The 25,267-nt window shown below is 62.3% G+C and carries 33 protein-coding genes; 20 read left to right on the top strand and 13 right to left on the bottom strand.

Translation table 11 applies throughout. The features are described from left to right. Window positions 1-59: 59 nt before the first annotated feature. Window positions 60-1,463, bottom strand: coding sequence for a site-specific DNA-methyltransferase (locus PanNE5_RS15025; protein WP_261938267.1), 1,404 nt, complete (start codon window positions 1,461-1,463; stop codon window positions 60-62). Between the two features lie 55 nt (window positions 1,464-1,518). Between PanNE5_RS15025 and PanNE5_RS15020 the strand changes: the two genes are divergently transcribed. After that, window positions 1,519-1,707 (top strand): hypothetical protein, encoded by a 189-nt coding sequence (locus tag PanNE5_RS15020; RefSeq protein WP_261938266.1) that lies wholly within the window; start codon window positions 1,519-1,521, stop codon window positions 1,705-1,707. Window positions 1,708-2,101: 394 nt separating this feature from the next. Here the strand turns inward: PanNE5_RS15020 and PanNE5_RS15015 are convergent, their stop codons facing one another. The 7 genes from PanNE5_RS15015 to PanNE5_RS14985 all read right to left on the bottom strand — a co-directional run bounded on the left by PanNE5_RS15015 (window position 2,102) and on the right by PanNE5_RS14985 (window position 6,029). Further along, a complete protein-coding gene (locus PanNE5_RS15015; protein ID WP_261938265.1) occupies window positions 2,102-2,728 on the bottom strand; it encodes a hypothetical protein in 627 nt (208 codons plus the stop codon). A gap of 32 nt (window positions 2,729-2,760) precedes the next feature. Further along, window positions 2,761-3,234 carry a RusA family crossover junction endodeoxyribonuclease gene (locus tag PanNE5_RS15010; RefSeq protein ID WP_261938264.1) on the bottom strand — a complete coding sequence of 158 codons (474 nt, stop codon included), beginning with the start codon at window positions 3,232-3,234 and terminating at the stop codon, window positions 2,761-2,763. Further along, complete coding sequence (locus tag PanNE5_RS15005; RefSeq protein WP_261938263.1) at window positions 3,231-3,434, bottom strand: hypothetical protein; 204 nt, start codon at window positions 3,432-3,434, stop codon at window positions 3,231-3,233. Before PanNE5_RS15005 ends, PanNE5_RS15010 begins: the two co-directional genes overlap by 4 nt. A 2-nt stretch (window positions 3,435-3,436) precedes the next feature. After that, window positions 3,437-4,213: a hypothetical protein gene (locus PanNE5_RS15000; protein WP_261938262.1), complete on the bottom strand. Its 777-nt coding sequence runs from the start codon at window positions 4,211-4,213 to the stop codon at window positions 3,437-3,439. After that, window positions 4,164-4,931, bottom strand: a complete 768-nt coding sequence (locus tag PanNE5_RS14995; protein ID WP_261938261.1) for a hypothetical protein — start codon at window positions 4,929-4,931, stop codon at window positions 4,164-4,166. The genes PanNE5_RS15000 and PanNE5_RS14995 overlap by 50 nt, the downstream gene beginning before the upstream one ends. Window positions 4,932-5,137: 206 nt before the next feature. After that, entirely contained in the window at window positions 5,138-5,647 is a 510-nt protein-coding gene (locus tag PanNE5_RS14990) for a hypothetical protein (protein WP_261938260.1), read from the bottom strand. A gap of 67 nt (window positions 5,648-5,714) precedes the next feature. Further along, window positions 5,715-6,029, bottom strand: coding sequence for a hypothetical protein (locus tag PanNE5_RS14985; RefSeq protein ID WP_261938259.1), 315 nt, complete (start codon window positions 6,027-6,029; stop codon window positions 5,715-5,717). A 22-nt stretch (window positions 6,030-6,051) separates the two neighbouring features. Here PanNE5_RS14985 and PanNE5_RS14980 point away from each other — a divergent pair, with 22 nt between their 5' ends. Further along, window positions 6,052-6,693 (top strand): hypothetical protein, encoded by a 642-nt coding sequence (locus PanNE5_RS14980; protein ID WP_261938258.1) that lies wholly within the window; start codon window positions 6,052-6,054, stop codon window positions 6,691-6,693. 151 nt (window positions 6,694-6,844) lie between these two features. Here the strand turns inward: PanNE5_RS14980 and PanNE5_RS14975 are convergent, their stop codons facing one another. Next, on the bottom strand, window positions 6,845-7,159 hold the full coding sequence (locus tag PanNE5_RS14975; protein WP_261938257.1) for a transcriptional regulator: 315 nt from the start codon (window positions 7,157-7,159) through the stop codon (window positions 6,845-6,847). A gap of 84 nt (window positions 7,160-7,243) precedes the next feature. On the opposite strand from PanNE5_RS14975, the gene PanNE5_RS14970 reads away from it, so the two are divergent. The 14 genes from PanNE5_RS14970 to PanNE5_RS14910 all read left to right on the top strand — a co-directional run bounded on the left by PanNE5_RS14970 (window position 7,244) and on the right by PanNE5_RS14910 (window position 17,089). After that, window positions 7,244-8,431, top strand: a complete 1,188-nt coding sequence (locus PanNE5_RS14970; protein ID WP_261938256.1) for a LexA family transcriptional regulator — start codon at window positions 7,244-7,246, stop codon at window positions 8,429-8,431. Then, on the top strand, window positions 8,403-8,990 hold the full coding sequence (locus tag PanNE5_RS14965) for a hypothetical protein (protein WP_261938255.1): 588 nt from the start codon (window positions 8,403-8,405) through the stop codon (window positions 8,988-8,990). The genes PanNE5_RS14970 and PanNE5_RS14965 overlap by 29 nt, the downstream gene beginning before the upstream one ends. Window positions 8,991-9,180: 190 nt before the next feature. Continuing rightward, the gene (locus tag PanNE5_RS14960) at window positions 9,181-9,624 is read left to right on the top strand and encodes a hypothetical protein (RefSeq protein WP_261938254.1); all 444 of its coding nucleotides are present in this window, start codon (window positions 9,181-9,183) and stop codon (window positions 9,622-9,624) included. Continuing rightward, window positions 9,551-10,054, top strand: a complete 504-nt coding sequence (locus tag PanNE5_RS23070; protein ID WP_410007532.1) for a helix-turn-helix domain-containing protein — start codon at window positions 9,551-9,553, stop codon at window positions 10,052-10,054. The genes PanNE5_RS14960 and PanNE5_RS23070 overlap by 74 nt, the downstream gene beginning before the upstream one ends. Window positions 10,055-10,092: 38 nt before the next feature. Further along, window positions 10,093-10,482, top strand: a complete 390-nt coding sequence (locus PanNE5_RS14955) for a hypothetical protein (protein WP_261938253.1) — start codon at window positions 10,093-10,095, stop codon at window positions 10,480-10,482. Between the two features lie 327 nt (window positions 10,483-10,809). Next, complete coding sequence (locus tag PanNE5_RS14950; RefSeq protein ID WP_261938252.1) at window positions 10,810-11,004, top strand: hypothetical protein; 195 nt, start codon at window positions 10,810-10,812, stop codon at window positions 11,002-11,004. A 17-nt stretch (window positions 11,005-11,021) separates the two neighbouring features. Beyond that, a complete protein-coding gene (locus PanNE5_RS14945; RefSeq protein WP_261938251.1) occupies window positions 11,022-11,231 on the top strand; it encodes a hypothetical protein in 210 nt (69 codons plus the stop codon). After that, entirely contained in the window at window positions 11,228-11,380 is a 153-nt protein-coding gene (locus PanNE5_RS14940; RefSeq protein WP_261938250.1) for a hypothetical protein, read from the top strand. Before PanNE5_RS14945 ends, PanNE5_RS14940 begins: the two co-directional genes overlap by 4 nt. Before the next feature lie 117 nt (window positions 11,381-11,497). Further along, a complete protein-coding gene (locus PanNE5_RS14935; RefSeq protein WP_261938249.1) occupies window positions 11,498-12,304 on the top strand; it encodes a RecB family exonuclease in 807 nt (268 codons plus the stop codon). Window positions 12,305-12,313: 9 nt separating this feature from the next. After that, window positions 12,314-12,520, top strand: a complete 207-nt coding sequence (locus PanNE5_RS14930; protein WP_261938248.1) for a hypothetical protein — start codon at window positions 12,314-12,316, stop codon at window positions 12,518-12,520. 5 nt (window positions 12,521-12,525) lie between these two features. Beyond that, complete coding sequence (locus PanNE5_RS14925) at window positions 12,526-13,686, top strand: hypothetical protein (RefSeq protein WP_261938247.1); 1,161 nt, start codon at window positions 12,526-12,528, stop codon at window positions 13,684-13,686. 115 nt (window positions 13,687-13,801) lie between these two features. Further along, complete coding sequence (locus PanNE5_RS14920; RefSeq protein ID WP_261938246.1) at window positions 13,802-14,662, top strand: Rmf/CrpP family protein; 861 nt, start codon at window positions 13,802-13,804, stop codon at window positions 14,660-14,662. 4 nt (window positions 14,663-14,666) lie between these two features. Then, window positions 14,667-16,406, top strand: coding sequence for an AAA family ATPase (locus tag PanNE5_RS14915; RefSeq protein ID WP_261938245.1), 1,740 nt, complete (start codon window positions 14,667-14,669; stop codon window positions 16,404-16,406). Then, window positions 16,403-17,089: a hypothetical protein gene (locus PanNE5_RS14910; protein ID WP_261938244.1), complete on the top strand. Its 687-nt coding sequence runs from the start codon at window positions 16,403-16,405 to the stop codon at window positions 17,087-17,089. The genes PanNE5_RS14915 and PanNE5_RS14910 overlap by 4 nt, the downstream gene beginning before the upstream one ends. 2 nt (window positions 17,090-17,091) lie before the next feature. Here PanNE5_RS14910 and PanNE5_RS14905 read toward each other — a convergent pair whose 3' ends face one another. Next, the gene (locus PanNE5_RS14905; protein ID WP_261938243.1) at window positions 17,092-17,472 is read right to left on the bottom strand and encodes a hypothetical protein; all 381 of its coding nucleotides are present in this window, start codon (window positions 17,470-17,472) and stop codon (window positions 17,092-17,094) included. A gap of 23 nt (window positions 17,473-17,495) precedes the next feature. Between PanNE5_RS14905 and PanNE5_RS14900 the strand changes: the two genes are divergently transcribed. The 4 genes from PanNE5_RS14900 to PanNE5_RS14885 all read left to right on the top strand — a co-directional run bounded on the left by PanNE5_RS14900 (window position 17,496) and on the right by PanNE5_RS14885 (window position 23,540). After that, window positions 17,496-19,307 carry a DNA cytosine methyltransferase gene (locus PanNE5_RS14900; protein ID WP_261938242.1) on the top strand — a complete coding sequence of 604 codons (1,812 nt, stop codon included), beginning with the start codon at window positions 17,496-17,498 and terminating at the stop codon, window positions 19,305-19,307. 44 nt (window positions 19,308-19,351) lie between these two features. After that, on the top strand, window positions 19,352-20,443 hold the full coding sequence (locus PanNE5_RS14895) for a DNA-methyltransferase (protein ID WP_261938241.1): 1,092 nt from the start codon (window positions 19,352-19,354) through the stop codon (window positions 20,441-20,443). A 420-nt stretch (window positions 20,444-20,863) separates the two neighbouring features. After that, complete coding sequence (locus PanNE5_RS14890; RefSeq protein WP_261938240.1) at window positions 20,864-22,033, top strand: site-specific integrase; 1,170 nt, start codon at window positions 20,864-20,866, stop codon at window positions 22,031-22,033. A 505-nt stretch (window positions 22,034-22,538) separates the two neighbouring features. Further along, a complete protein-coding gene (locus PanNE5_RS14885) occupies window positions 22,539-23,540 on the top strand; it encodes a hypothetical protein (protein ID WP_017231885.1) in 1,002 nt (333 codons plus the stop codon). 48 nt (window positions 23,541-23,588) lie between these two features. On the opposite strand, the gene PanNE5_RS14880 is transcribed toward PanNE5_RS14885, so the two are convergent. From PanNE5_RS14880 to PanNE5_RS14870, 3 genes are all read right to left on the bottom strand, one after another. After that, window positions 23,589-24,062 (bottom strand): WbuC family cupin fold metalloprotein, encoded by a 474-nt coding sequence (locus PanNE5_RS14880; protein WP_261938239.1) that lies wholly within the window; start codon window positions 24,060-24,062, stop codon window positions 23,589-23,591. A gap of 161 nt (window positions 24,063-24,223) precedes the next feature. Next, window positions 24,224-24,436: a 30S ribosomal protein S21 gene (gene rpsU, locus PanNE5_RS14875; RefSeq protein WP_017231887.1), complete on the bottom strand. Its 213-nt coding sequence runs from the start codon at window positions 24,434-24,436 to the stop codon at window positions 24,224-24,226. A 367-nt stretch (window positions 24,437-24,803) separates the two neighbouring features. After that, window positions 24,804-25,160 carry a hypothetical protein gene (locus tag PanNE5_RS14870; RefSeq protein WP_017231888.1) on the bottom strand — a complete coding sequence of 119 codons (357 nt, stop codon included), beginning with the start codon at window positions 25,158-25,160 and terminating at the stop codon, window positions 24,804-24,806. Window positions 25,161-25,267 lie beyond the last annotated feature (107 nt).

Here is a 25,267-nt window from a genome sequence, read left to right as displayed (position 1 = left end):
GAGCCCCCGGCCCGTCTTGCATGGGGTGTTTTTGCAGAACCGCAGCGAGCGGTCGCCGATCACTCGTCAGGATCGGGAAATTGAACGTCCGTCATGTCGACCTGGCCGCAGGCCGCAACGGCCCTCTTCCAGTCGCCCTTCACGAACACCAGCACGTTCTGGTGCACCTTGCCGAGCTTCCGGCTGGCGGCGAACTGCTTGCCCGCGCGGATAGGCGCGCTGCCAAGCGCCGTGAGCAGGATCGCCTCGTTGTAGAGGGTCAGCCCAGCGTCGAGGAAGGCGGTGATCGTGTCGGACACGAAATTTCGATACGCGCCGCTGCGCGCCCGGACGTCACCCACAACAAAGCAGGCGAACCGGTCAGGCTTCAGCAGCGCGGCGGCGCCCGCGACAACGTCGCGGTACGCCGCAAGGAATTCTGGGTACTTCATCGTGGACAGGTCTTCCGGCCTGTCCGAGTAACGTTCGAGATCGGCGTAAGGCGGGCACGAGAACAGGAAGTCGGCGGCGATGTCCTTCAGTGCTTTGCCGATGTGGCGGCTATCACCCACGTGCCACGCGGGCGCCGGATCGTCCGGCGCAATCATGTGAAGCTGCTCGCGGTTTGCCGCGACCTGTTCGTCGCGCAGTTCCATGCCGACGTACTGCCGACCGAGGCGCGCGGCGACGATGCCGCGCACGCTGCCGCCGGCGAACGGGTCGAGCACCGTGCCACCGTCTGGGCAGAACCAGCGATAGACCAATTCGCACAGCACCGGGTCGAACACGCTGGTGCGGTGCTGCGCAGTCGCGCCGCGTGCTGCCTTCTGCGTCTCGCTGGCGTCGCCGTATGCTGGCGCGTCGCGCCCTACTTCGGACTGCATTCCCAGCGCCAGCCAGGCGTCCTTACGTTCCTGCCACGCCGCGGCGCGCGCATCGAGCGTGCTAAACGGCGGCACCATGAATCGCTCGGCGAGCGACCCTGCGCCGCCCGGCCCGGGTTCGCCGGGTTCCGCGAATAGTTCGCGCAGCTCAGCATCGCTGAAGCCGATCACCGACAGGTCAAAGCCATCGTCCTTCAGGTCGGTCAGTTCCGCCGCGAGCAGGTCCGCGTCCCAACCGGCGTTCTCTGCCAGCTTGTTGTCTGCGAGGATGTATGCACGGCGCTGCGCCGCGTTGAGGTGCGACAGGTCGACCGTCGGAACGAAGAACGGTCGGGGGCACATTTCGATGCTCTCGCCCGCTTCCCACATCCCGACAGCCGCCTCGATGCGGCCATGTCCGGCGAGGATACCGCCATCGGCGATCAGGACTGGGTTCGTCCATCCAAACTGGCGCAGCGACTCGCGGATCTGCTCAATCTGCGCCGCGCTGTGCGTGCGGGCGTTGTTCTCGTAGGCCGCCAGCTCGCCCGTCGATCGGTAGACGATCGCGAGTTGCGCGGGCTTTTTCATTGGCAGCGGGGAGATCAGGTCTGAAATCAAACGTGGAGTACGCGCTATGGCACACTTAGTGTCCCACACGAATAAGGAACACACGATGTTCAATTACAACGAAATCGACGCACGCGCCAACGCGCTCGCACTCGTAAAAACCGCATTGGAAAGCAAGTCGATAACTCTTGGCGGCCCCAACTCGGGAGCCACATATGCCGACGCCGGTTCTCACGACGCGGAATATTTGGCGACACTCATTAAGACGTTGGCAGACAAACTCGAAGGCAAGTAAAACTAAGCCCGCGAAAGCGGGCTTTTTACTGCACGCGCCCCTACCGCCATTCCCCCGCAGGAGGTACGGGTAGCGACATATGGCGCGCTGCCGGGGTTGTTTCGGAAAGGATCGGGCACTGGCCGGCTGGCCCGGGCAGCGGCGCGGTGGCCTGTGCCCTGGCGGGCGAAGCGGCCGGAATGCATACGTGCTGCGCGAAATTGTCAGGCTGAGACTGCGGTTCGCACCTACATACGCCACACGCGACAGTTCTTGGCTGCACGCGGCCTCGATCAGAATTCACGCGGACGCAAAAAAGCCCGCGCGAGGCGGGCTTTGAACGTACTTGTGCTGAGTATGGGCGAATCTTAGGTGCTGCGTTCCAAAATCGCAAGTACTTTTTTCTTCGAAGTCCTTACGCTGCAACGGATTGGGCAAACTCGCACGTGGGACGGTTCGCTGGCGGGACAACGCCGTGAAGTACGAACCCAGTTTCGAGTCGCGCGACGGCCATATTTTCCAGTTCCGCGAAACGTGCCGCCATCCACTTCGCTGCTCGGAATGCGCTCGTCTTCGCCATCTTGTGGCGCGCTGAGATGTCAGCTATCGACACCCCTTCCCGCTTCGCGCGCGGCAGGTAGTTCCACGCAGCCAGATCCCGAAGCAGCGCGACCGCCGTGATGCCGCTCGACTTCCGCGACCAGACTGCCAGGGCGTTTATGCCGGCTACCTTCTCGTTGTCATGCGCAAAGCGCGCGAGCACCGCGGCATATTCCGGCGCCGGCAACCTGGTGCGCGCCGCGTCCGTGATCATCGCGCACTGGGCCCGGAATTCCTCAAGCGTCAACCGGTCGGGATCGAACTCACCTTGCGGCCCGCGCAGCTCGTCCAGCCACGCTTCCTGCGCCTTCGTCGGCCGGTCGATGGCTTCGAGGATCCGGATCAGCATGTTTCGGAACGGCGCCTTCTGGCGCGGCGGCAGCGACAGAACGAGGTACGCCACGTGGAGCGCCTGTCGAGTGTCTTGGAATGCTTCGTTCATTGGCCTGTTCCCCCGTCAAAAGTGCCAATCCATTACGCCGCTTCGAGCGGCAACTGCTCAACCTGTACCCGCACGCCAGGCGTCAGGCTGTAACGCTTGCTGATGCGGTACTCGACCGCTTGGGCGTCGTCGTTCCAGACGATGCCGTTCATCCCGTCCTTCACCGCTTTAAGCACATTGTCGGCATCGGGCTTCTTCGTCGCCCCCACCCTCCCTGCCACGGCTGCCGCTTGCTTCTTCTTCGACCAACTGGCCGGAATCGAAAGCTCGATGTCGAGCCACAGCTCGACCGGGCCGTCGATTGGCGCCGCGCCGGCCATCGCCTCGCCCGCGGCCAGCTTCACGAGCGTCTCGTAGTTCACGGTCTTCTCGGGCGTGTACGTGCGCACGAAGCCGCCCTGGCGAGCGAACTTCGGGCGGCCCTTCGCCACAGGCTGGCCGGGCACGGAGAAAACAACCCGGCGCAGAAGCCGGGTCTCGTCGAACAGATGGCGGTTTTCGGTCATGCGTTCCTCGCTGCCCATCGGGCCTTCACTTCGGTTTCGATCTGGTTCACAGCCGTGTCGCCCAACTGCCGGCGCCACCGGTCGAGCGTCGCGCGGCGCATTTCGACCTTCGGCAGCGCCAGCAGGTGCCGGACGCGACAGCACGGCTTCGTGAAGTCGAGGCGTCCGGCGTTGGCGCGGCACAGCGGGCACGTTTCCATGCTCAGCCACGCGGTGAGCGCTGCGCGCCCTTCTCTGCCCCTCGCGCGTACGCGAGGACCGAATCCGGGAGCAACTTCGCCACGGCGTCGGGTCGATCTGCAATCGGGAGCAACGCCTCGCGCGTACGCGAGAGCGAGCGTTCCGAACGCCCCGGGCGGCCGGTCAGAATCGCGGCCAGATGCGCGCGGCCGGTCGCCTTGTCTGTCGTGGCTTTGCCGGGTGCGGGCAGCGCAGCCATGGCGGGCGGCACGTGCTGCAGGTTGCCCTCGTCGCGCACGGCGTCGAGCGCGGCAGCGAACCACTTCACGAGCACGTCGCGACCGAGCGTGCGCATCTCGTACCCGCCGACGCGCTGCGCCGCCCAGTACACCGCGGGATCGGGCCAGACGTCGCTGCCGTCGGTGTCCCGTCGATGCAACTGCGCGACGGCGTACTCGAGCAGCTCGTTGACGTGCTGGCGCGGACGGCAGAGCTGCCGGAATTCCGGGCACGTAGGCACGTATGGTCGGTCACGCAACGCCGCGATGCCTCGCTGCCACTCGGACGCAGTCAAGTCGGCGAGGTCCAACGCCCATTGACGCTTCACGCCTTCGAGGTGCTTGCGCACGGTCTCGGGCTTCGATGGGTCGCCGCCACGCCACATGTCTGCCAGCCGGGCGCCATAGCGCTGCCCAAGCACGGCGAACAGGCGCTCGATGAGCCGTTGCGGTGCCGCGTCGTGCGGCCAGTCAGCCGACGAAACGCGCGTCGACGTCGATGGTGCCGGGGTCGTGTTCATGGTCGTATCCCGTTGGGTTACCGGCGAGGCCGGCGAGGATTGCTGCGTTCTCGGCACCGCGCGGCGAGGCGCGCGGCGCCCCCTGGTTCGCCAGCACGCGGTCGACGTAAGCGGGCAGGAACACAATCGCCTCAGTCGCCTCGACCTGGGCCTTCTTGATCGCGGCACGCATCCGTCCGATCGATACGCGGGCGTTGCACCACGCAGTCGCGAGCGGCACGAACCGCTTGCGCTCGTGAGCGCTGCCCGGATCGATGCTGATGCCGTGCTCATCGCCAAAGTACGTCGCCCATTCAGCCGGGTTCACCGGCACGCAGCCGTCCGATGCCGGGTCGTCGCAATCGTCCGAATTTTCGTCATCGCCTAGGACGATTGAAGTACCACTATCGTTAGATACTCCACTCCCTTCCACTCCACTCCTCTCCGGGGGTGAACACTCCCCGAACGCTCCCCGTTCGTTCGCCGACTGTTCGCCGAACATTCCACGATCATCGGCCGAACGTTCGCCGTCCGCCCCGCGATCATTCGTCGAATCTTGCGATTTCATGCGGGTTTGACGGCGCTTCGGCGCGCCAGAGGGAACGGTGCCGTCCGGCCCCGGATGCTTGAACGTCGGCTGATCGATCTTCTGGTGATGCCAACCCGTGACGATCCAGAAGCGTTGACCGGCGACTTCGTATTCATCGAGCAGCCCGACACGAAGCAGTTCGTCGACCATTCGGCGAACATCCGCCGAAGTTAGGTCGTCCGCCGGGAATACCTCGGCCTTGAGGCGCTTCTCGTTGGCCGAATGAATCCCAGCGTCGTCGCAGAAATTCCACATCCCGATGAACAGAATGCGGGCATCACGAGACACGTCCATCACCTGCTCGGACGTCCAAAATTCGGGCTTTACTGAGCGAATTCTTGCCATTTTTTCCCCGCCTACGCGGTGCCATACAGCGCCGCAACGAGAGGATCACGACGAACAAGCCGCCCTGTCTTGATCGCATAGCGTGCGCGAGCACGCGCGTTACGCGCGGCCGTGTACGCAGGATCCTTACTGGCCCGCTGCTTGTAGCGCCGGTCCACCACTTCGGGCGGTATCGGATCTGGTTTAAGGGCGTCGACACCGGTACCGAGCGCGTAGCGGGCAGCCCATACGCCCGCAGGGGCATAGCGTGCCCACCCGGCGATGTGAAGCTCGCCGGCGTCGTAACGGGTGCGCAGTTGAAGAAGTATCTGGCGGCGCGAGAAACCCGTCACGACGGCCAGAAACTTCGAATCAGCCATCGGCACCTTGCTCAATTCGCGTTGGATCGCTTCCCACGCGACGGACTGATTCGGGCGCCGCATGTTGATGCGGTCCGGCAACCTGAGGCCATAGCGAGCGTGCTTCTGCACAGCGATAGGCGTTCGCTCGGGGAATCGCGCAGCTATCTGCTTGATGGACATGTCCGTCGCCCAGAGCTGCACGAGCAAGGCATCTTCCGCAGGGGGCCAGGCTTTTCGGCATGCCATGTCAGTCCCCCAGCGAGTGCTTCAGAAGCGTGCGCATCGCATCCTGACGCTCGAGCATGGCCTCGTACTCTGCGCGCGGCATCGTTACCGTGTCGACGTCTTCGGGAATTTCCGGCGCGCCTTCCAGCCGAGACAGATCAAGGCCGAGAAGCTCGAGCATTTCGCAGAACTTCTTGAGAGACAGGCCGTGACCGCGGCTGTTGTGGAAGCGATTGAAGTTCGTTCGGTCAATGCCGAGAGCGTTCGCGACGGCGATCTGGGTGCGCTTCGCGATCAGACCTACTACCACATTTTCGTTTTTCTCAGCAACCTTCATGTGTTGCTCCCACGTGCGGTTCGTGATCCATACGATTGGTTCCAACAAAGCAAACGAGGCGGCGCAACTGCGCCGGACAGAAATGGTGAGGATTCCCACCTGCCGTAGAATCATTGGTTCCTACGCCTACGACACCACAACAAGGGGAACCCTCATGGACATTGGATCCATCAGCGCCGCGTTGAGCGGCCTGAAAGGCGCATTCGAGTTGACGAAGGCAGCCGTCGCAGCACGGGATCAATCGAAGCTCGCCGAGGCGAAGCAAGTACTGGATGAACGGATCTTCGATGTCACAAATGCCGCGCTCCAATTGCAAGAGAAACTGTCGGCGGCACGCGACGAGATTGATGCGCTCAAAGACGACAAGCGAAAGATCAGTGCACACGTCGCTGAGCTTGAACAAGGGCAGTCGGAGCGCGCGAAGTACCGCCTTCATGAGCTGTCGGAAGGTGTTTTCGTTCTCGCCTACAACGGCGGAAGTACGCTGGATGAAATGACCGATCCCGCGCACTACCTTTGCCAGTCCTGCATGGACAACGCGTCGAAGAAGGAAGTACTCCAGACGCGCCAAAACCACGGACGGATAAACCTCCACTGCAACGCATGCAACTCGAGCTTCTTCACCGGCAAGACGTACCAGATAAAGATGCCGAGGCTGTACTAGCGGAAATCGCATCAGCGACGCCCCCGGAACTGCTTCGGGTCGTAATAGGGACTGGGCGGACGGCGATCAGCACGATGCAGCCGCCACGCGCTGAAGAGCGCGGCGACGGTGCGCAACAAGCCGGGGCGGCGACGGATTGGGACGACCCGCGTCATGCGATCGCCCCCGCGGTTTCCCCGTCAGCCGTTGCGCCCTCACCGCCTCTTTGGGCGGGAGGGCTTCCGCAAGGGTCCGGCGGCATGTTCCTCAGAACGAGTTCGGGCCAGATCGTGGCCCAGGTATCGGGAAACATTTCCTCCCGGGACACCAGGCCGCCGGTAGCGGTCTCGATGGGCGCGCCGAAATGCACAGGAATTGGCCGCTCTCCGGACGCCCACCGGCTGACGTCGGGTGCGTGTGCACCAATCGTCTTGCTGAGAAGGCTGAGACGGCCACGACCGAGCGAAAGGTAGGTTTTCAGGTCCATGTTCGCAGTATAGCAATTTGCTAATGCAAAACAATAGCAAATTGCACATTCCAGTTGTTAGCGATTTGCTATGAAATGCAGCCTATGAGAACAATCGACGAAATCCGCCGCACGAACCTGCTACTCGCCATCGAACGGCTCGGTAGTGCAAAGAAGCTCGCCGACGCGACGGGACTTGCACCTGCCTACATCAGCCAGGTAAAAACGCGAGCGCCTGAAAGCAAAGGTGGGAAGCAGCGGAATTTGGGCGATGACGCTGCGCGCAGAATCGACAAGGCGCTGGGCGAGCCAACCGGATGGATGGATACACCGCACGGCATCACCAGGTGCGCCGATGCTCTGGCAGATCGCATCGCCAAAGTCTTTTCCGAATCAAACGTCACGCTCGAGGAACTCGACGCGGCCGCAGGAGCCCCGCATGGGACGGCGTCCAAATGGCTTTCCGGTCACGTGAGCGAAATCCCTCACGTGCAGGCGGCACGGATCCAGGAGGCATATGGATTCAATATGGTCTGGCTGGTCACTGGCCAAGGTGAAGAGCGAATTCCTTCATACCGTAGGCCAGATCAGAAAGTCGTGCCTGTTACACCGAAGTTGCTTGACGAAAGCGCTCCCGAGGGTTTTCCCGCGCGACTTCAGCATGCGATGAACCTTCGCAACGTCCGGCTGAAAGCTGATGTGGCGAAAGCAGCAGGCGTCAGCGCATCCGCGGTCAGCCAGTGGTTCAGAGGCGATACGAAATCGCTGAAGGCTGGCAGCATCCTTGCGCTCGCGAAGTTCTTGCGCGTTCAAGTTGACTGGCTGAAAGACGGAACGGGTCCAATGGAGGGCGACGCGAACGTACGAGCTGCCGAGATCGGCATGCGACGCATCCCGCTCATCAGCAGCGTCCAAGCCGGTCTGATGCATGAGGCTGTCACACCGTTCCCGCCGGGCTCGGCCTTCGAGTACCTTTTGACAGACTTGGACCTGTCCGAAAGTGCCTTCGCGCTTGAAGTGGAAGGCCGCTCGATGGAGCCCGAGTTCAAGGAAGGCGATCGCGTCATCGTTGACCCAGCAATCAAGCCAATCCCTGGCGATTTCGTGGTCGCCAAGAATGGTCACGAGGAAGCGACGTTCAAGAAATATCGGCCGCGCGGCATCGATGAGAATGGCGTCGAGGTGTTCGAACTGGTGCCGCTAAACCCGGACTATCCAACAATCAACAGCGCGCGCGAGCCGGCGCACGTAATTGCAGTGATGGTTGAGCATCGACGATATCGCCGACGGTAATCGCGCCACCCGGCGAGAGTGGGCGTCACAAACGACCAGGGGAAAACAAGAAATGAAGAAATGGGGATTTGCCGTTGCAGCACTGAGCATCTGCATATTAGCGGCATGCGGCAGTGATGTTGACGAACAGAAGAAGCCAGACGCACCTGCGTCGGCAGCCGTCGAGCCATCCGCACCGGCCTCGGCAACGGCCCAAGTTGATCCGGAACACGAGAAGGAGCTTGCCGCGGCGCGCGCTAAGCAGATCGAGGCAGAAACCATCGTTCGCTTCCCTCAGTCGTCGCTGGCCTGCTTGACGAAGGATGCCTTGGGGGAGGCGCTCGACTACGGCGCGAAGGGCGAACAGACCAAAATGCTCGCAATGGTCATTTCCGAATCAAATCCTGATGGTCAGTGCACCATGCTCGACCCCAAGAAGCGCTACAAGGTGATTTCGGCCGAGTACAACATCCCTGACTCGCCCGACATGGGCCTTCTCGAAATCGTCGGCGAGAAAACCATATCGAAGAGTGGCGCGTGGACCGTGTCTTGGGTGGCTGAGCCGGTCAAGAAGCGATGATTTTCGGCGCCGCCGTCCGCGCGATCGATCCCCCGGCGATAGTGGCACCGTTAAGTGACATACCCTCCACCGAAGAATATGAAAACGATACCGAGCGTCATCTTGGCTGTTGTCCTGTGGGCATGCGACGTACTTGCATCGGAAGCAGCGACCATGAGCGGTCGATCTAAATTATATCTTGCGTGATATAATGAGCACCCTCTACAATGGAAACGGGTTCGAGGAAGACATAGCTCACATGCTCCAGGATCCGACGAGTGCGCGCGACGCGTATAGGCTCGAGGCGCTGCTAGATCAGATCGACGAAAGCGCCCAAGCCAAATGGGCTCTAACGCAGCGAAATGAGGAGCACCCGAACCCCCTTTTTTCGGTAAAAGCCATCCAATGGATGCTTGACGACGGGTATAACGTTTCCAGGATTCGATTTTTGCGCGGGCTCAGCCAGTATCGCGTGTTATTCGGCTACGCTCCCAAGAATGATCATTTCTATCTGTTGGCGGTCGTAAAAAAGAGACCTCTGGTCACGCCTCCCGATGTCGATCTAAGAGACTTCTACGATTATGAACGTGATCACCCCACCACGGCCCGGATCCTCAACGAATACGACGATATCCCTATCCCTCGGATTCGATAACGTGTCGAATGTCGCAACTGCGACTGTTAAACCACCCATCTGTAATTTTACGTTTCAGATCTCCGAGCACAGGAAGTCGCCCTTAACGGGGCGCCTTCCGCGAAGCGTTGCGTCCGCGCTCAAGGAATCTCAGGATCCACACTATAGGCGCCAAAAAGCTGCTGCTCGCCGTTATATCGCTGGCACATTCTTGAATGACGAGGGTCCTGACTCGTTGGCTCGGCTGAGGCTCTCGCGCGGGTTTTCACAGCACGAACTTGCAAAAATGACTGGCACAAGCCAATCACATATCGCAAAAATTGAAGCGGGTTCCGTGAAGATATATTGGGACACCGGCATCCGACTCGCAGATGCACTCGGAGTAACTTTAGATGAATTGCGACATCTGATTGAGCGAGAACACATCAAACCCGAGGTAGTTGCGCTATGAGCCGGTATGCACACGCCACATTTTGTGACGACATCCGAATGGAAGTTGGCCAGAAGATTTCCCTGATGGGGATTTACATGGCCATACTGCAAATCCCGGAGATGCCTGCGACACTTCCAAAGCTTTGTATTCATGCGCAATGTGTCACCTCACGTGATACACCATTTAAAAGCCTAGCCTTTGAACTTCGCCTTGGTGAAGAGATACTTCAATCTCACGAGTTTCCCGGGGACGTTTTGACGAAGCTCACCACACAAATTAATGAAGACGCGCTCGAACCGTATACCCGCACTTCCTTGATAGTCAATCTAACTCTCGCACCTTTCAACATCCCAAAAGAGGACACCCTACGCCTCGTCTTTAAAGCGGATGGAGAAACTCTTGAGGCAGGCGCCCTACGCCTACGCATTGGAGCGACCGCTCAGTAAGCCCAGTCCTCTCTACATTCAGCCCGCTTCGGCGGGTTTTTTGTTGCCTGTCCGACCGAGAGCCCGCCCCGCGCGGGCTTTTTTTCGTCCACATATCCCATGACAGAAGCACCCCACGAACGCACCGCTAAATTAATTTAGCAAAATGCGAATAAATTGCTTGCGTGTACTTTAGCACATTGCTATATTTCACTCCAACGCAGCACACAACCCACCCCATTCCGCTGACTGACGAGTCATGACGCGGGGTCACCGGGCCGGGAACCGGCAGCTGCGTCAGGCGCGCGAAAGCGCATTCGGAAGTGAAAGCACGAAGGGGCCAGCGAGATGAACGTCAGCTACGTCGAGGACTTCGAGGAACAGCGGTATCAGACCTCGCTCGACGTGGCCGACGATCTGGCTGCCTACGCGGAACGGTACGACCTGACGATCGAGGAAGCGCGCGACGAACTGCGCGACCCCGAGTCGATCAGCGGTGACGTGCGCCGCCTGCTCGTGCGACGTGCACAGGGGGCTTTGTGAAGACGGGGATCAAGCAGATGGCGCTCGACGCCATTGCGCAATACAACGCCGAAACGGCTGAAGGCGGTGAGCCGGTCTATCCGGCTTGGGCCGACCAGGTCATCGGCCTGATCAACGCCGCCGACGCGGCGATTCAATGCATCAGCGAACTGGAACCTACCCAGGCGCGCAATGAGACGTTCCGCATGCTTCACGGTGCGCTCGTCAACGCACGAGGTGCCGCATGATCCGCCTCGCCCTTCTCGCCCGCGACTTTGGTGCGTTCTGCTTGCGCATGGCGGCTGTGCTCGCCTTCCTGTTCCTGCTGATCGGCATCTTCAAGTACAGCGCCGACTCGTATGCAGCCGACGTCCCGACCTACGGGAGGTCCGCATGAACCCCGAAATCACCTGGGCCGAGTACGTGCGCCTGCAGCGCGCCGCCGGCTTCCGCCTCACCGGCCGCTGGCTCGCCACCGGACCCGAGTTTGTCCGAATCCACTGAGAGAACCGCCATGCAAAGCATCTACACCGTTCGCGCCTCGAGCTGGGGTGCACTTTTCGACTGTTCGTACAGGTGGGAGGGCATCCACCTGCTGAAGCTGCGCAACGTCGTCGGCCTGCGAGCCGCGCTCGGTACCGCCATCCATGCGGGCACCGCCGTATTCGATCAGAGCCGCCTCGACGGCGCGGGCCTTACGGCGGATGACGCCGCCGGCGCGTTCATCGATAAGCTGCGCGACCCCGAAAACGAGTTCGACGCGTCGCAGGATGATCTGACGATGTCCGAAGCCGAGCGCATCGGCATCACGCTGCTGACGAAGTACTGCCGTGAGATCTCGCCGCAGTTCGAATTCGTGGCCGTGGAAATGGAAACGAAGCCGCTCGATATCGACTGCGGCAACGGGATCATCGTCCGCCTCACCGGCACGATGGACCGTGCTCGCGTGCGCCGTACTGCCGAAGGCGTTGGCATCGCTGACTTGAAGAGCGGTTCGGCAGCCGTGCAGAAAGGCGCGGCCGTAACGAAGGGCCACGGCCCGCAGGTGGGCACGTACGAGATTCTCTACGAGCACTCCACTGGCGACGTGATCGGCGATGACGCCGAAATCATCGGCCTCAAGACGAAGGGCACGCTCGAAATCGCCACCGGCACGATCAAGAACGCCAAGCGCGCCATGCTCGGCACCGAGTCGACGCCCGGACTGATCGAGTTCGCGGCCGACATGTTCAAGACCGGCCGCTTCTACCCCAACCCGAAATCGCTGCTGTGTTCGGAGAAGTACTGCCCCCGCTACGCCACTTGCCAGTTCCACGACTGAGCCACCGCCATGACTGCACAAGACCTTTTCATCCGCCTGACTGACCCGGCAGGCAAGCACAGCCCAATCGTGACGCAACACCGCGTGTGGGACCGGGATCGCTTCATTCGCAGCATGCAGCACCAATTCGGCGAGGGCGCGAAGAGCGTCGAAGACCGCCGCACCGTGACCGTCGTGGATCGCGACGCCTACACGGCCACCCGCAAAGGAGCCTGATCACCATGAACGCACCGACCACCCTCGACAACCTGCGCTCGCCGGCCCCACGCGAAGCCAGTCTTCCGGCCGTCGCGCCGGGCTTCAGCAGCCTGCAATCGTTCGAACTGATGCAGCGCGCTGCCAAAATGCTCTCGCACTCCACGCTCGTCCCTGTCGCCTATCGAGCCAAGACGGAGATCAAGGAGTACGGCAAGGTCACGGGCTACGATGACAATCCGAATGGTCTGCCGAACTGCGTTGTCGCCCTGAACATGGCGCAGCGCATGGGCGCAGATCCTTTGATGGTCATGCAAAACCTCTATGTGGTCGAAGGTCGGCCGTCCTGGTCGTCGCAATTCATCATCGCGGCAATCAACTCGTGTGGTCGCTACAGCGCGTTGCGGTTCGTCCTAACCGATCCGACTGAGCCGACCGTCGTGCCTTACAAGGCAACCGAGTGGCAGGACTCACCCAATGGCGGCAAAGCAAAAAAGGTTATCGTCGAAAAGACCGTCACCGTTCGCCACCAGTCCTGCTACGCCTGGGCCATCGAGAAGGAAACCGGGGAGCGCTTGGAGTCCCCGACCATCAGCATTCAGATGGCCATCGACGAGGGCTGGCTTACGAAGAACGGCAGCAAGTGGCAAACGATGCCAGAGGTGATGCTTCGGTACCGGGCGGCCGCGTTCTTCGGAAAGATTTACGCACCTGAGTTGTTGATGGGCTTGCAAACTGCCGAGGAAAGCGCCGACATCATCGATATAAATCCAGACGGCAGCTACACCGTCCAGTCAACCACCGTGGGCGAGATGCGTTCCAGCCCAGCCCAGCGCACCACGCGCGCCGAGGCCGCCGACGTCGTAGGCGAACAGCCCACCCAACAAACGCCCGCTGCAGACGATGGCCAGCAGCCCGGTCTCGACATCGACGACAACGATGATGCCGATCGCGATGCCGACGCCCCAATGTTCAAGGACATTAACCGCGAGCTGCTCGGCGCGAAGAGCGTCGAGGCACTGGACTTCGCCCGCAGCCTGATCGCGGAAATCCCCGACGAGAAGGAACAGGCCACGCTGCACCAGGTCGCCACGCGCCGCATGCGCGAACTGACGCAAGCCGCTGAAGAGCCGGGCACCGCCGCGCCGGCTGGCCGCCGTGCGCGCGCCCCACTCAACGCCGACTGAATACCTCGCCCCGGTACGGCCCGCGTAGACGGCTATCGCGGGAGGAAGAGCGTCGCCGCGCTGCCGGTATCACCCTGGCGCGGCGGGCAAACAAACCACAGGAGAACGCATCGCCATGAGCCATTCGCCCGAAATGAAAGACACGATGAACATGACCGCCACGACGCTCGGCAAGGATCTGCTCGGCGCGCTGGTGCAGGAAATTCGGCTGCTGCCCGACGTCTGGGTAAAGCTCGCTGAGCACAAGCAAAACGACGTGATCGACCGCCTGCGCACCCGCGTGGACGCCGCCGTGAAGATGGCCGTGCACTTGATTGCCAGCCAAGGCCGCGTGGTCGTCGTCGGCGATCTGGACCAGATCACCATCAAGGATGGCGCGAAGGCGGTCGTGAAAATCGGCAAGTCCGTCACCGCGCTGCACGATCTTGCTGAGGCGCAGGGGCAGGCCGTGCTGCTCGTCTTGTCTGGCAACCATGAGTCGTTCACGTCTGGCATGGACGAGGTCTCTGGCGAAGCTGATCAACGCTCGTTCGACATGGGCCGCGAATACACGGACGCCGACGGTGACGGTATGGACGACGACATCGTCGATGCCGAGATCAAGACGATCGAGCACCAACCGCTTCAGGAAGAACTCGATGCCGCGCTCGAGGCCGGTTATAGCGCAGCCCAGGCTGGCGAACCGGAATCAGCCTGCCCGGTGCAGAGTGGCGCGCTATGCATCGCATGGGTCAAGGGCTGGAAGGCGTGGCACGACGAGCAGGCAGACGGCGCTGACGACCTCTACGACGCGGCCGTGGAACATGTCATCGCGACCAACCGTGCAACGATCACAACCCTGCAGCGCCACCTCAAAATCGGCTACAACCGCGCGAATCGCCTCATCGAGCGCATGGAAGTCGAGGGCATCGTGAGCGCCCCTGATGAAACCGGCGAGCGCACGGTTCTGCGCACGACCGAGGAACAGGAGGGATAACGCCATGCGGATCACCCACATCCACGCCACCAACTTCCTCGGCATCCGTACGGCCGACGTCGAGTTGCGCACGCCGGTCGCCCTCTTCTGCGGCCCGAACGGCGCCGGGAAGTCGAGCATTCAGGACGCCGTGCGCCTGGCACTGGCCGGCGAAAGCGTGCGCGTCTCTCTGAAGAAGGAATATGGCCGCCTGGTGCACGACGGCGCCGAGTCCGGATCCATCGTCGTCGTGGCCGACGGCGGGCGCGCGAACAACGTCGCGCTGCCCGGCGGCAAGATCACCCAGACAATCCCGGCCGACCCGCGCACGCCGTTCGTGCTCGATGCGCAGCGCTTCGCCAGTCTCGACGCCAAGGCACGTCGCACGTTCCTGTTCGACCTGATGGGCGTGACCGTGGGCACTGATGACGTGCGCAAGCGCCTCGCCGCCCGCAGCATCACTGGCGACAAGGTCGAAGCGGTCCTGCCGCTGGTGCGCGCCGGCTTCGACGCGGCCGCCAGCGAGGCGCAGACGAAGGCCACGGCTGCCAAGGGCGCGTGGCGCGCAGTCACCGGCGAGACGTATGGCAGCGTGAAGGCGAACAACTGGCGCGCGGCAGCGCCGGAAGGTAGCGAGGATCCCGACGAACTCGCCGCCGCGCTGGCCGAAGGCCGCGAGACGATCGAGAACTTCGACCGCGAGTGCGCCGACCTTCAGCAGCAGCTCGGCGCCATCGACGCGGCAGACCGCCAGCGCCAGCAGCGCGACGCGCGCGCCACGCAACTGCGCGAGTCTGCCGCCAAACTGCCGAAGGCCGAGGAATCGCTCGAGCGCGCCCGCGCCGAGTTGGCCGACTTCCTGCCGAAGGTCGAAGCGCTGCGCGCCGCCGCCGGCGGGAAGATCGACGGTATGCCTTGCACCTGCCCCGAATGCGGCGCCCTGCTGCGCTACCTTGCCGGAAAGCTGGCGGCCGACGCCCCTGTCGAGCGCAACGAGGATGCAGTCGCCAGCCTGCCCGAGTACGAGAAGAGCCTCGGCGTGCTGCAGAACGCGATGAAGAGCCGTGAGGCGGAATTCGACCGCGCGCGTGATGCCGTCGCGCAGCTGGATCTGATCGCAAAGGAATCCGCTACCGACGCCGCAGACGACGCCGCGTCGCAAAAGGACGTGGAAGAGGCACTCGCCGAAGTGAAGGACAAGGCCGAGCAGGCGCGCAAGATCATCGCCGGCATCGAAGCCTCGCAACGTGCCGTCGCCGAGGCCGACGAAAAGACGAAGCGCGCCGCTCAGCACCATACCGACGTCGCCGCTTGGGAAGCGCTTGCCGGCGCGCTGGGCCCCGACGGCATCCCGGCCGACCTGCTGGCCGAAGCCCTTGGCCCGATCAATGCGCGGGCCGCGGAACAATCGAATGCCGCAGGCTGGTCGCGCGTGGCCATCCGTGCCGATATGTCGATCACGGCCGCGGGCCGCGATTACGCCCTGCTGTCCGAATCCGAGAAGTGGCGCACTGACGCCCTGATCGCCGAGGCCATCGCCCACCTGTCCGGCGTGCGCGTGCTGATGCTCGATCGTGCGGACGTGCTGGTCGGCGCCGAGCGCGACAACCTGCTGTATTGGCTCGATGACTTGGCGCACGCGGGCGACATCGATACCGCCCTGGTCTTCATGAGCATGAAGGCAGCGCCCGGCCAGATGCCGGAATCTATCACCACGTTCTGGATCGCCGACCACTGCGTCGGTGGATCGAAGGCGGCAGCATGAGTTACATGGATCCGCGCCCCGAAGGACTGAATTCCACGCCAGCGCCGCCGTCTGTGGTGGAGGCAGCGCGCTCAAAACGTGAACGCCCTATCCTTTTCAGCGCGCCGATGGTGCGCGCAATCCTCGACGGCTCGAAGACTCAGACGCGGCGCGTCATGACCGATCGTCACCGCTGGCACTTCGAATCCATCGGCGATCTGGCGCTATGCCCGTTTGGCATGCCCAGCGATCGCCTGTGGGTACGCGAGACGTGGGGAGTAGCTGACGAATGGTTACACGAATGCGTCACTGAACCGCCGCGGACTATCGCTTATCGAGCCAATTTGGCTGCGCATAACTTCGATCCGGCATATGCCGTGAACACATCCGATTGGGGATGGGAACGTATGCGCTGGCGGCCATCGATCCACATGCCCCGCTGGGCCTCACGCATCACACTCGAAGTCACCGGCGTGCGCGTCGAGCGTCTTCAGGACATCAGCGACAAAGACTGCATTGCGGAAGGGATCGGCCTAAACGGCGCTGCGGAGGGCGTGCTGTTGTCTGGCGATCTACCGGAAAGCCTGCCGCGCGCGATGTACCGCGACCTGTGGGAAAGCATCTACGGCACCGGTTCGTGGAGCGAAAACCCGTGGGTGTGGGTAGGCGGATTCGAACGCGTCGACGGCGCTAAGGGGGCGTGATGCTAAGGCATTACCAAAACACCGCTCGTATCGAGCAAGAACTCCTTCCTAATCACCCCGACCTTGGCATCACGCCAGTCGTCATATTCGGACAAATTGCCACTGACGATGCCGCGAAGAAGCGTCTTATAAGGCGATCGGAAACCATCCTCAAGACCCTCGTAGAACGTGAGAAACGACTCGCCGAAGTAGACCGAAAATGGCCGGGAGTGCTGCACATGACCTACAGGTTGATCGCGAAGCGGCCAGATGACGAAAAAATTTCGGTAGGCGCCTGGAGCTACGTGAAACGTCGCCCCTTCAGGAAACAAACTCAGAGTGGACTCTGCAAGCGACTTGAGGGCAGCGCAACGTGCGTCCGTGACCATTTCGATTTCCGACATGAATGTGGGAAAGGAATCCTAGCATGATAAGAGACCAATTCCTGCTGGACATCTCCCCCGAGCTGATCATCGACAACTTCGCCGGCGGCGGGGGCGCAAGTTGCGGCATTGAGCTGGCGCTTGGCCGTCACGTCGACCACGCCATCAACCACGACCCCGAGGCCGTGGCAATGCACGCGATGAACCACCCGCAGACGGAACACCACTGCGAATCGGTGTGGGACGTCGATCCGCTCGCGCTGACGCAAGGTCGCACCGTCGGCCTCGCCTGGTTCTCGCCGGACTGCAAGCACTTCAGCAAGGCCAAGGGTGGCAAGCCGCGCGACAAGAAGATTCGCGGCCTGGCATGGGTGGCGATGCGCTGGGCCGCGCTGGTGCGCCCGCGCGTCATCATGCTGGAGAACGTCGAGGAATTCCGGACGTGGGGCCCGGTGCTGGAAGATGGTTCGCCGTGCCCGCGCCGCAAGGGCGACACGTTCCGTTCCTTCGTCCGTCAGCTTGAGGCGATGGGATACGCGGTCGAGCACCGCGAACTGCGCGCGTGCGACTACGGCGCGCCGACGATCCGCAAGCGCCTGTTCCTGATTGCCCGCTGCGATGGGAAGCCGGTCGTCTGGCCCGAGCCGACGCACGGGGCGCCGGACAGCGCCGCTGTGCTCGCAGGTCTGCGCAAACCGTGGCGCACGGCCGCCGAGTGCATCGACTGGTCGATCAAGTGCTCGTCGATCTTCGAGCGCACCAAGCCGCTTGCCGAGGCCACCATGCGTCGAATCGCGCGCGGCATCCGCCGCTACGTGATCGAGTCGGCCAAACCGTACATCGTGACGCTCTCGCACGGCGAGGGCAAACCCGGGGCCGCGAAGCGCTGGGGTTCGGGCGCGCGCAGTATCGATGCTCCCTTCCAGACGGTTACGGCCAACAGTTCGTATGCCGTGGTGACGCCCATTCTGACCGAGTGCGCCAACGCATCGGCGCAACGATCGTGGGCGGCAGACGAGCCGCTGCGCACCCAGTGCGCCGAGGTCAAGGGCGGTCACTTCGCGCTCGCGTCCGCAACGCTGGTGCAGACCGGCTACGGCGAGCGTCCCGCTCGCTGGCGATGCACGGCGTGTGCGACGATCTACGATCGCGCGGACCTCCCTGTGTGCGGGTGTGTGAAGTGCGGTTCCCTTGAAGATCCGGTGCTCATCGCCGGCCAGGCGCCGCGCGCACCTGGTCTCGACAAGCCGCTCGGTACGGTTGTGGCCGGCGGCGCGAAGCACGCGCTGGTGTCGGCTTTCCTTGCCAAGCACTACGGCGGGAACTACGACGGACCCGGCGTCGACCTCGATGAGCCGGCAAGCACAGTCACGACCACCGACCATCACGCGCTGGTGTCATCGAACATGGTAAAGCTGCGCGGCGAGTGCACGGGAAGCGCTACCGCAGAGCCCGTGCCGACGATCTCGGCGCAGGGCAACCATATCGGCGAGGTTCGCGCCTTCCTGGTGAAGTACTACAGCGAAGGCGGTCAGGATCAGGACTGCCGAGACCCGATGCACACTATCCCGACCAAAGATCGTCTCGGCCTGGTCACCGTCGCTGGCGAGCAATACCAGATCGCCGACATCGGCATGCGCATGCTCGAGCCGCACGAGTTGTACGCGGCGCAGGGCTTCCCCGCGTCCTACGTCATCGCGCCCGTGTTCAACGGGAAGCGCATGCCAAAGCACGCCCAGGTGCGCATGTGCGGCAACAGCGTCAGCCCGCCAATGGCCGCCGCGCTCGTGCGCGCGAACGTGCCGGAAATGGCGGCCTGGACAGCTAAGGAACGCCGTGTGGGGGTGGCAGCGTGAGACAGAACGAAATCATTCTGGGCGACTGCCGCGCGACCATGCGCATGCTGATCGCCGAAGGCGTGAAGGTGCAGTGCATCGTGACGTCCCCGCCCTACTGGGGTCTACGCGACTACGGGGTTGCTGGCCAGCTTGGGCTTGAGCCGACGTTGACCGAGTTCCTCGCGAACATGGTCGAGGTGTTCGATCTGTGCCGCCAGTTGCTCGCGGACGATGGCACGCTATGGCTGAACATGGGGGATGCCTATGCTGGCTCGTGGGGCGCCCAGGGCAGGCCTCAAGGCAACGGCGACATGACCGGCCGCAGTGTAACCAGCGCGCGCCAGATCGGCGCCAGCCCCCGCTTCGGTTCCGGTACGGGCACGCGCGGCCGGGAGTTGGGCCTGAAGGCGAAAGACCTGATGGGCCTGCCGTGGCGCCTCGCGTTTGCATTGCAAGACGCCGGCTGGTGGCTTCGTCAGGACATCATCTGGCACAAGCCGAATCCAATGCCTGAGAGCATCCGCGATCGCTGCACGAAGGCGCACGAATACCTGTTCCTGCTGGCGAAGAGCGAGCGCTATTACTTCGACGCGGATGCGATCAAAGAGCCAGCGACATACGGTCCGACACCGAGCGGAGTTGGCTTCGGTCATGGGTACGACAGCGACGAGCGCGTTGAGCAGCGCGGGCGTATTCGAGTCCCCGGCAACGTGAACCCTCCGAAGGGGCAAGCCGCATACGAAGCGGGCGATGATCGACACCGCACGAAGGCAGGCCTTCAGGCCTACGCGCATAAGGTTCGCGATTCGGTGAAGCGTGGAGATTTCGACGGCAAGACGAATGCTCTGGAAGGCCGGGAAGCTTTCCGCGCCATCACCGAAATGCGCAACAAGAGAAGCGTCTGGACGATTGCCACGACCCCATACAAAGGCGCGCACTTCGCCACCTTTCCGGAGACGTTGGTCGAGCCATGCGTACTGGCTGGATCTCGAGTCGGCGATATCGTCTTCGACCCATTCATGGGCAGCGGTACCGTCGCGCAGGTGGCCAGCCGTCTGGGGCGGCATTACCTCGGCTGCGAACTGAATCCTGAGTACTTCGCCCTGCAACGTGATCGCACGCGACAGCCGGGGCTGCAACTGGAAACAGCATGACCACCCACCCGGCCACGGCAAAAAGAAGCCCACGGCATTGCGTGAGCTTGAATCCGGGTCGCCGGGGGCACGATTGGCTAGCGGTTAATTCAGGCTACGCACCTTTTTAATGGCCATGACTAAGGAATACCCGGCCAAACCAAACAGGCGTTTGAGGAAAGAGTGATACAGCAAGCACCACCGGCCACGGCCGAAGCACTGAAAGAGATTCTGCGGGTGACCGCGAAGTTTTGGGGAGTAAGATATGCAGCTCAATTTCCGACCGGTTGTCTGGGTGACGCTGGAAAAGGCGTCGGAGTACACCGGCCGTTCGGTGCCATCCCTTCGCGGGCTGATTCAGGACGGCAGGCTTGTGGAAGGGACGCACTGGAAGTGGTCGCCTGACAATCGCCAACATATCAACCTTGAGGCATACGACGAATGGGTCGCAACGAGCAATTCGAAGGGATCTACGCGCGGGAGGCGTCCATCCTCGTCAGCTTCCAGTGGGAAAAGAGACGGTTCCGAGAACGACTCGAACTCGCCCCGACAGCCGCCAACCTTCGCGCCGCTGCACGCCTGAGAGACGAAATCACATCGGCCATTCGTATCGGGAAGTTCACGATCGAGGACTTCGCTCGATACTTCCCGAAATCGAAATGGCTGCTCGACAAGTCGGCTCATTCGGTCGCCAGTCATTTCAGCGCCGTCGCTGACTCGTGGCTTGACTTGGCGCGGGCTGAGTTGGAAGAAACGACGGTGCGCGAGTATGAAAACGCTTTGAACCGGTATTTTCGCCCCGTGTTCGGGATGCGTCCGATCAGTTCGATCACGTATGAAGACCTCGCGACCTACGTTGCCGGGCTGCCGTTCAAGAGCGCGAAGACCTTCAACAACGTCATGACGCCGGTTCGACGCGTCTTCTCCTTCGCGCTTACTGCTCGGAAGATCGAACACGACATCACGCGGGATATCAAGAGCCGCAAGAACCAGAAGGCGGCGCCGGACCCTTTGGACGTATCTGAGATCGATGCTGCCCTCGCGCACATCGGGAAAAAATACGGCGATGTCTGGCTCAACTATTTCGAGTTCGCATTCTTTACCGGGCTGCGGCCGTCAGAACTGATTGCGCTACGCTGGCCGTCCGTCGACTTCAGGCGTCAGCAAGTGCGCATCGAAGAATCACGCGTGCGAGCATTGGACAAAGGCACCAAGACGCATAAGGGGCGGGATATCGACTTGCAGACGCGAGCCTTCCAGGCACTGACCCGGCAAAAGAAGCACACATATCTCGCGGGCGAGCAGGTGTTCATCAATCCGAACTCGGGGGAACGGTTCCACGATACAGCGCCCCCGGTCCGTATCGTCTGGCGCCCTACGCTCAAGGCGGTAGGGATCCGCGACCGAGACGCCCGCCAGACGCGCCATAGCTTCGCCACGATGTGTCTGCATGCAGGTATGAACCCGGCCTACATCGCTCGCCAGATGGGTCATACCAACCCGCGCATGTTTTTTGAGGTCTACTCGAAGTGGATAGACGGCGACGCCAGCGAACGCGAGAAGGCGAAGTTGGATGCACTTTTCGCCACAGGCAAGCGGGATGCTATGTGACAAATTTTGTGACAAACATACTGAATTAGCCTGAGTTTACCGGCCCGAAACCCTTATAAGACCGTAAAGAATTCAGGCTAATTACCCCTGCAACAGATTCGATTCCTGTCGGGGGGACCAAATACGCATTTGGCGCATCGCAAGAATGGCCGAAATGCCCCGCGTAGCGGGGCTCGACGGGGCATTTTTGTTGCCTCCGCCCAATGCGATGACCGTGCCGGCGTTCCGCTATGGCGCCGCGCTTCGCAGCGACTCACTGCAGACCGCCTCCCCCCCCTTCTCACACCGCGCCAGCATCGGGCACTTCAAATATTTTGCCGTCCGGCAAAAGCATCTGCCCCGTTGGCAAAAGTGGCGTCGAAATGCAATGGCCCGCCTCCTCTATCATGTCCGGCGTGCCAGCTCCCTAGTATGTCGCAGATGTCGTAGGCGCTGCGTTGCCGCGCCATCTGCCCGGCGCCGTGATTTCGCCTGTCCTTGCCCCCTTTTCGATGCCAAGATTCGCATGACGAAGCCTTCGCAGCGCGCCGCTCACTCCCCAACCCCTTACGCCGGGGACACCCCTGCCGCCAATGCCATCGCCCATGCCTGGGCCCAGGTCGGCGCGGCACTCAGCCCGCATCCGAATTGCCCGCTTCCCGCCTGGACCGGCGGTGGCCAAACGTTGCATCAACATCTCTTGATCGTCGGCGCGGGAGACGACGCAGAACTGCTCAGTCAGCTCCGCCATCTGGAAATCGCCGCCGCTCGCTTTGGCAAGGTCGGATTTGTCGGCCCCGCGAGTTTGCGCCGACTGGTGGAATGGTCGATCGGGGAGCGCGTGGTTGTGCTCTCACGAATGCCGCGCGATGTATCGGACTGGGATTTGCGCTGCCCGCTTGGCACGCTTGCGCGCGTGCTGGGGCCGCAGGCCGCCTCGGCACACGCCGGACGGCCCTTTCTACGCGTTCCCGCTACCCCGGCACGGCACTGGCGCGATCGGCTTGCAGCGGCCGCACAGCACGGACTCTGCGTCGGCCTCGCGGGATTGCATGTCTTCGACGCCGAAGCCCAAGCGCCCGTGGCATGTGGCACCGCCCGATTCACTGCGCTTGCACCGCTGCTCTGCGTACCGGGCGTTTCCTGGGTACCACTGGGTCGCCCCGCCGGTGACACGTCCCACGCCATTCCGCCCGAAACCGTCGACTGGATCGACTGGCGCGCCGACTGTGATGATCTCGCCGACGAGGCCTCGCTCATCGACAACCTGGATCTGGTGATTTCTTTAGACGCCACACACGCGGACTTGGCCACAGGATTGGGCGTGCCGGTCTGGCGGTTGCATGCCGCGGCGACCATGTCCTGCGGCAACGAAGCCCGACGCGAGCCATCGGACAGCCCCGAGGGCGTCGCCGATGCGCGCGCCCCTCACCCACGCTTCGTCGGGGATGATTGGCACAGCGTCATCGACGCGGCGACCCAGGCACTGCTCGCCATGGCCACCGGGTTTCAAGGCTGGACGCGCTAACCGCCGCGCGCTACCGCCGAAAGTCCGCCGCAGCGGCACCTCCGTGCGTCAGGCGGCCCAGCGGTCGCCCACCTGTGCCGTCTTGACCCACGCCATGAACGCTGCCGCCTCGGGCGTATCTGCCGGCGCCGACCAACTCGCGTAGTCTGATTCGACGAACGGCCGATAAGGGCCGTGCTTTACCTCGAAAATCACGGCCCCCGGGTCCAGCGAAAGCACCGTGTGGAAGACGCCCTGCGCCGTCTCCGTTACGCTCGTGTCCTCGCCCAGCAGCTTGCGGTCCGTCACCACGCCTGCCTCGTCGAATGTCAGCACGACAAAGCGTCCGCGCAGCGCCGTGAGCAGTTCCCACGTGTCACGATGCAAGTGCGGGCGAATGTACGTCGCCGGCTCCATCGCAATGGCCAGGCGCTGAATCGGATCGCCCAGCGATTCATGCAGGTTCTGGTTCATGCGCGCACGCGGCGATTGCTCGGCTTGCTGGGTCAGCGCGTCGAGCGCAGCAAAAGTCAACGTTTTCATAGGGGAATCGTGGGGAGTCTGGGGGATGAAGCCTTCGCGGCATCGCGGCGACGGCCACGAGTGTAGCAAATCGATGGCCGCCGCCCGTCCATAAAAAAACCCGCCTCGCGGCGGGTTTCTCACTTCGCACTTCACTGCACCCGAAGGGTGCAACGCCGTGCTTAGTACATCTTCTTTTTCAGGGTCTGGCTGCGCAGACGCTTACGCAGACGGGCCACGGCAGCAGCCTTCTTGCGCTTGCGCTCGGCCGTCGGCTTTTCGTAAGCCGCACGTGCCTTGACTTCCTTGATCAGGCCCGTGCCATCGATGGCGCGGCGGAAACGACGCAGTGCGACTTCAACGGGTTCACCGTCTTTAATCAGAATCTTGGTCATGCAATAGCTCGTATAGTGAATTGGCTCGCGAGAGCCGCAAATTTAACTTACCGGGCAAAAACACCCTTCCCCGCCCTGCAAGAGACCTCTCCTGCCAGGCACGACGAACGGATTTGCCACGGACTGCACTACACCACATCCGGCGGGACCGCGAATCACCTCCTCTGCGATCTCCCGATTGGCTTTCAACGCCCGGCTCGCTTACCGCGAACCCTGCATCGCGCCTTCCAGACTGGCTGAACGGTTGATTGATGGCAAAGCGGCACGCTCATCGTTCGTCAATGAGAACCGCCTCCCTCGATGCCCAGATTTTGGACAAGGTCGGGATTATACACACAAATCGCGGAAAATGTACATGACTGGATTGTCAGCGATCGACAGCCGCGACCGCCGGCACTTTCACGGCCCTGGGCTTTGCCGTCCTGACGGACTTCACACCCATCGCCGCCTTTGCAGGTTTGAGAGACTTGGCCGCCTTCGCCGCCGTCGCCAATTCGAGGTCGATCGTGCGCTTGAGCCCTTCGATGATGGGCGCGGCCAGATCGTCGGCAAAATGATCGAACCAACGCTTGGCCTGCAGGAGCTTCTTTCCGCCAAGACGCCGCTTGTGATCCGCATCGTCGGCAAGCACCTTGGCCGAGAGTCGCGCGCGCCCTTTGGGCAGACGTTCGAGAACGGTAACGATGATGAACCCGCGATAAGGCGTCTTTTGCTCGGCAGACATATTGCCCCCTGATGTACCCGCCTCGCGACGGGCATGGACCGGATCGAAGCCACGATCTGAGTGACGTGGATGAATCTGATCGTACCACGACGCAATCTGCGTGCGCG

Origin of the sequence: Pandoraea sp. NE5 (assembly GCF_024363545.1) — a bacterium.
GTDB classification, from domain to species: Bacteria; Pseudomonadota; Gammaproteobacteria; order Burkholderiales; family Burkholderiaceae; genus Pandoraea; species Pandoraea cepalis.
The sequence above is the reverse complement of the archived record's forward strand: the minus strand, read 5'-3'. Positions and strand labels throughout refer to the sequence as shown.

Coding starts and splice junctions, on each gene's coding strand:
- PanNE5_RS15020 (WP_261938266.1), top strand. CDS start 1,519: ATGTTCAATTACAACGAAATCGACGCACGCGCCAACGCGCTCGCACTC.
- PanNE5_RS15015 (WP_261938265.1), bottom strand. CDS start 2,728: ATGAACGAAGCATTCCAAGACACTCGACAGGCGCTCCACGTGGCGTAC.
- PanNE5_RS15010 (WP_261938264.1), bottom strand. CDS start 3,234: ATGACCGAAAACCGCCATCTGTTCGACGAGACCCGGCTTCTGCGCCGG.
- PanNE5_RS15005 (WP_261938263.1), bottom strand. CDS start 3,434: ATGGAAACGTGCCCGCTGTGCCGCGCCAACGCCGGACGCCTCGACTTC.
- PanNE5_RS15000 (WP_261938262.1), bottom strand. CDS start 4,213: ATGAACACGACCCCGGCACCATCGACGTCGACGCGCGTTTCGTCGGCT.
- PanNE5_RS14995 (WP_261938261.1), bottom strand. CDS start 4,931: ATGGTCGACGAACTGCTTCGTGTCGGGCTGCTCGATGAATACGAAGTC.
- PanNE5_RS14990 (WP_261938260.1), bottom strand. CDS start 5,647: ATGTCCATCAAGCAGATAGCTGCGCGATTCCCCGAGCGAACGCCTATC.
- PanNE5_RS14985 (WP_261938259.1), bottom strand. CDS start 6,029: ATGAAGGTTGCTGAGAAAAACGAAAATGTGGTAGTAGGTCTGATCGCG.
- PanNE5_RS14975 (WP_261938257.1), bottom strand. CDS start 7,159: ATGGACCTGAAAACCTACCTTTCGCTCGGTCGTGGCCGTCTCAGCCTT.
- PanNE5_RS14970 (WP_261938256.1), top strand. CDS start 7,244: ATGAGAACAATCGACGAAATCCGCCGCACGAACCTGCTACTCGCCATC.
- PanNE5_RS14960 (WP_261938254.1), top strand. CDS start 9,181: ATGAGCACCCTCTACAATGGAAACGGGTTCGAGGAAGACATAGCTCAC.
- PanNE5_RS23070 (WP_410007532.1), top strand. CDS start 9,551: ATGAACGTGATCACCCCACCACGGCCCGGATCCTCAACGAATACGACG.
- PanNE5_RS14955 (WP_261938253.1), top strand. CDS start 10,093: ATGGAAGTTGGCCAGAAGATTTCCCTGATGGGGATTTACATGGCCATA.
- PanNE5_RS14950 (WP_261938252.1), top strand. CDS start 10,810: ATGAACGTCAGCTACGTCGAGGACTTCGAGGAACAGCGGTATCAGACC.
- PanNE5_RS14945 (WP_261938251.1), top strand. CDS start 11,022: ATGGCGCTCGACGCCATTGCGCAATACAACGCCGAAACGGCTGAAGGC.
- PanNE5_RS14940 (WP_261938250.1), top strand. CDS start 11,228: ATGATCCGCCTCGCCCTTCTCGCCCGCGACTTTGGTGCGTTCTGCTTG.
- PanNE5_RS14935 (WP_261938249.1), top strand. CDS start 11,498: ATGCAAAGCATCTACACCGTTCGCGCCTCGAGCTGGGGTGCACTTTTC.
- PanNE5_RS14930 (WP_261938248.1), top strand. CDS start 12,314: ATGACTGCACAAGACCTTTTCATCCGCCTGACTGACCCGGCAGGCAAG.
- PanNE5_RS14925 (WP_261938247.1), top strand. CDS start 12,526: ATGAACGCACCGACCACCCTCGACAACCTGCGCTCGCCGGCCCCACGC.
- PanNE5_RS14920 (WP_261938246.1), top strand. CDS start 13,802: ATGAGCCATTCGCCCGAAATGAAAGACACGATGAACATGACCGCCACG.
- PanNE5_RS14915 (WP_261938245.1), top strand. CDS start 14,667: ATGCGGATCACCCACATCCACGCCACCAACTTCCTCGGCATCCGTACG.
- PanNE5_RS14910 (WP_261938244.1), top strand. CDS start 16,403: ATGAGTTACATGGATCCGCGCCCCGAAGGACTGAATTCCACGCCAGCG.
- PanNE5_RS14905 (WP_261938243.1), bottom strand. CDS start 17,472: ATGTCGGAAATCGAAATGGTCACGGACGCACGTTGCGCTGCCCTCAAG.
- PanNE5_RS14900 (WP_261938242.1), top strand. CDS start 17,496: ATGATAAGAGACCAATTCCTGCTGGACATCTCCCCCGAGCTGATCATC.
- PanNE5_RS14895 (WP_261938241.1), top strand. CDS start 19,352: ATGCTGATCGCCGAAGGCGTGAAGGTGCAGTGCATCGTGACGTCCCCG.
- PanNE5_RS14890 (WP_261938240.1), top strand. CDS start 20,864: ATGGGTCGCAACGAGCAATTCGAAGGGATCTACGCGCGGGAGGCGTCC.
- PanNE5_RS14885 (WP_017231885.1), top strand. CDS start 22,539: ATGACGAAGCCTTCGCAGCGCGCCGCTCACTCCCCAACCCCTTACGCC.
- PanNE5_RS14880 (WP_261938239.1), bottom strand. CDS start 24,062: ATGAAAACGTTGACTTTTGCTGCGCTCGACGCGCTGACCCAGCAAGCC.
- rpsU (WP_017231887.1), bottom strand. CDS start 24,436: ATGACCAAGATTCTGATTAAAGACGGTGAACCCGTTGAAGTCGCACTG.
- PanNE5_RS14870 (WP_017231888.1), bottom strand. CDS start 25,160: ATGTCTGCCGAGCAAAAGACGCCTTATCGCGGGTTCATCATCGTTACC.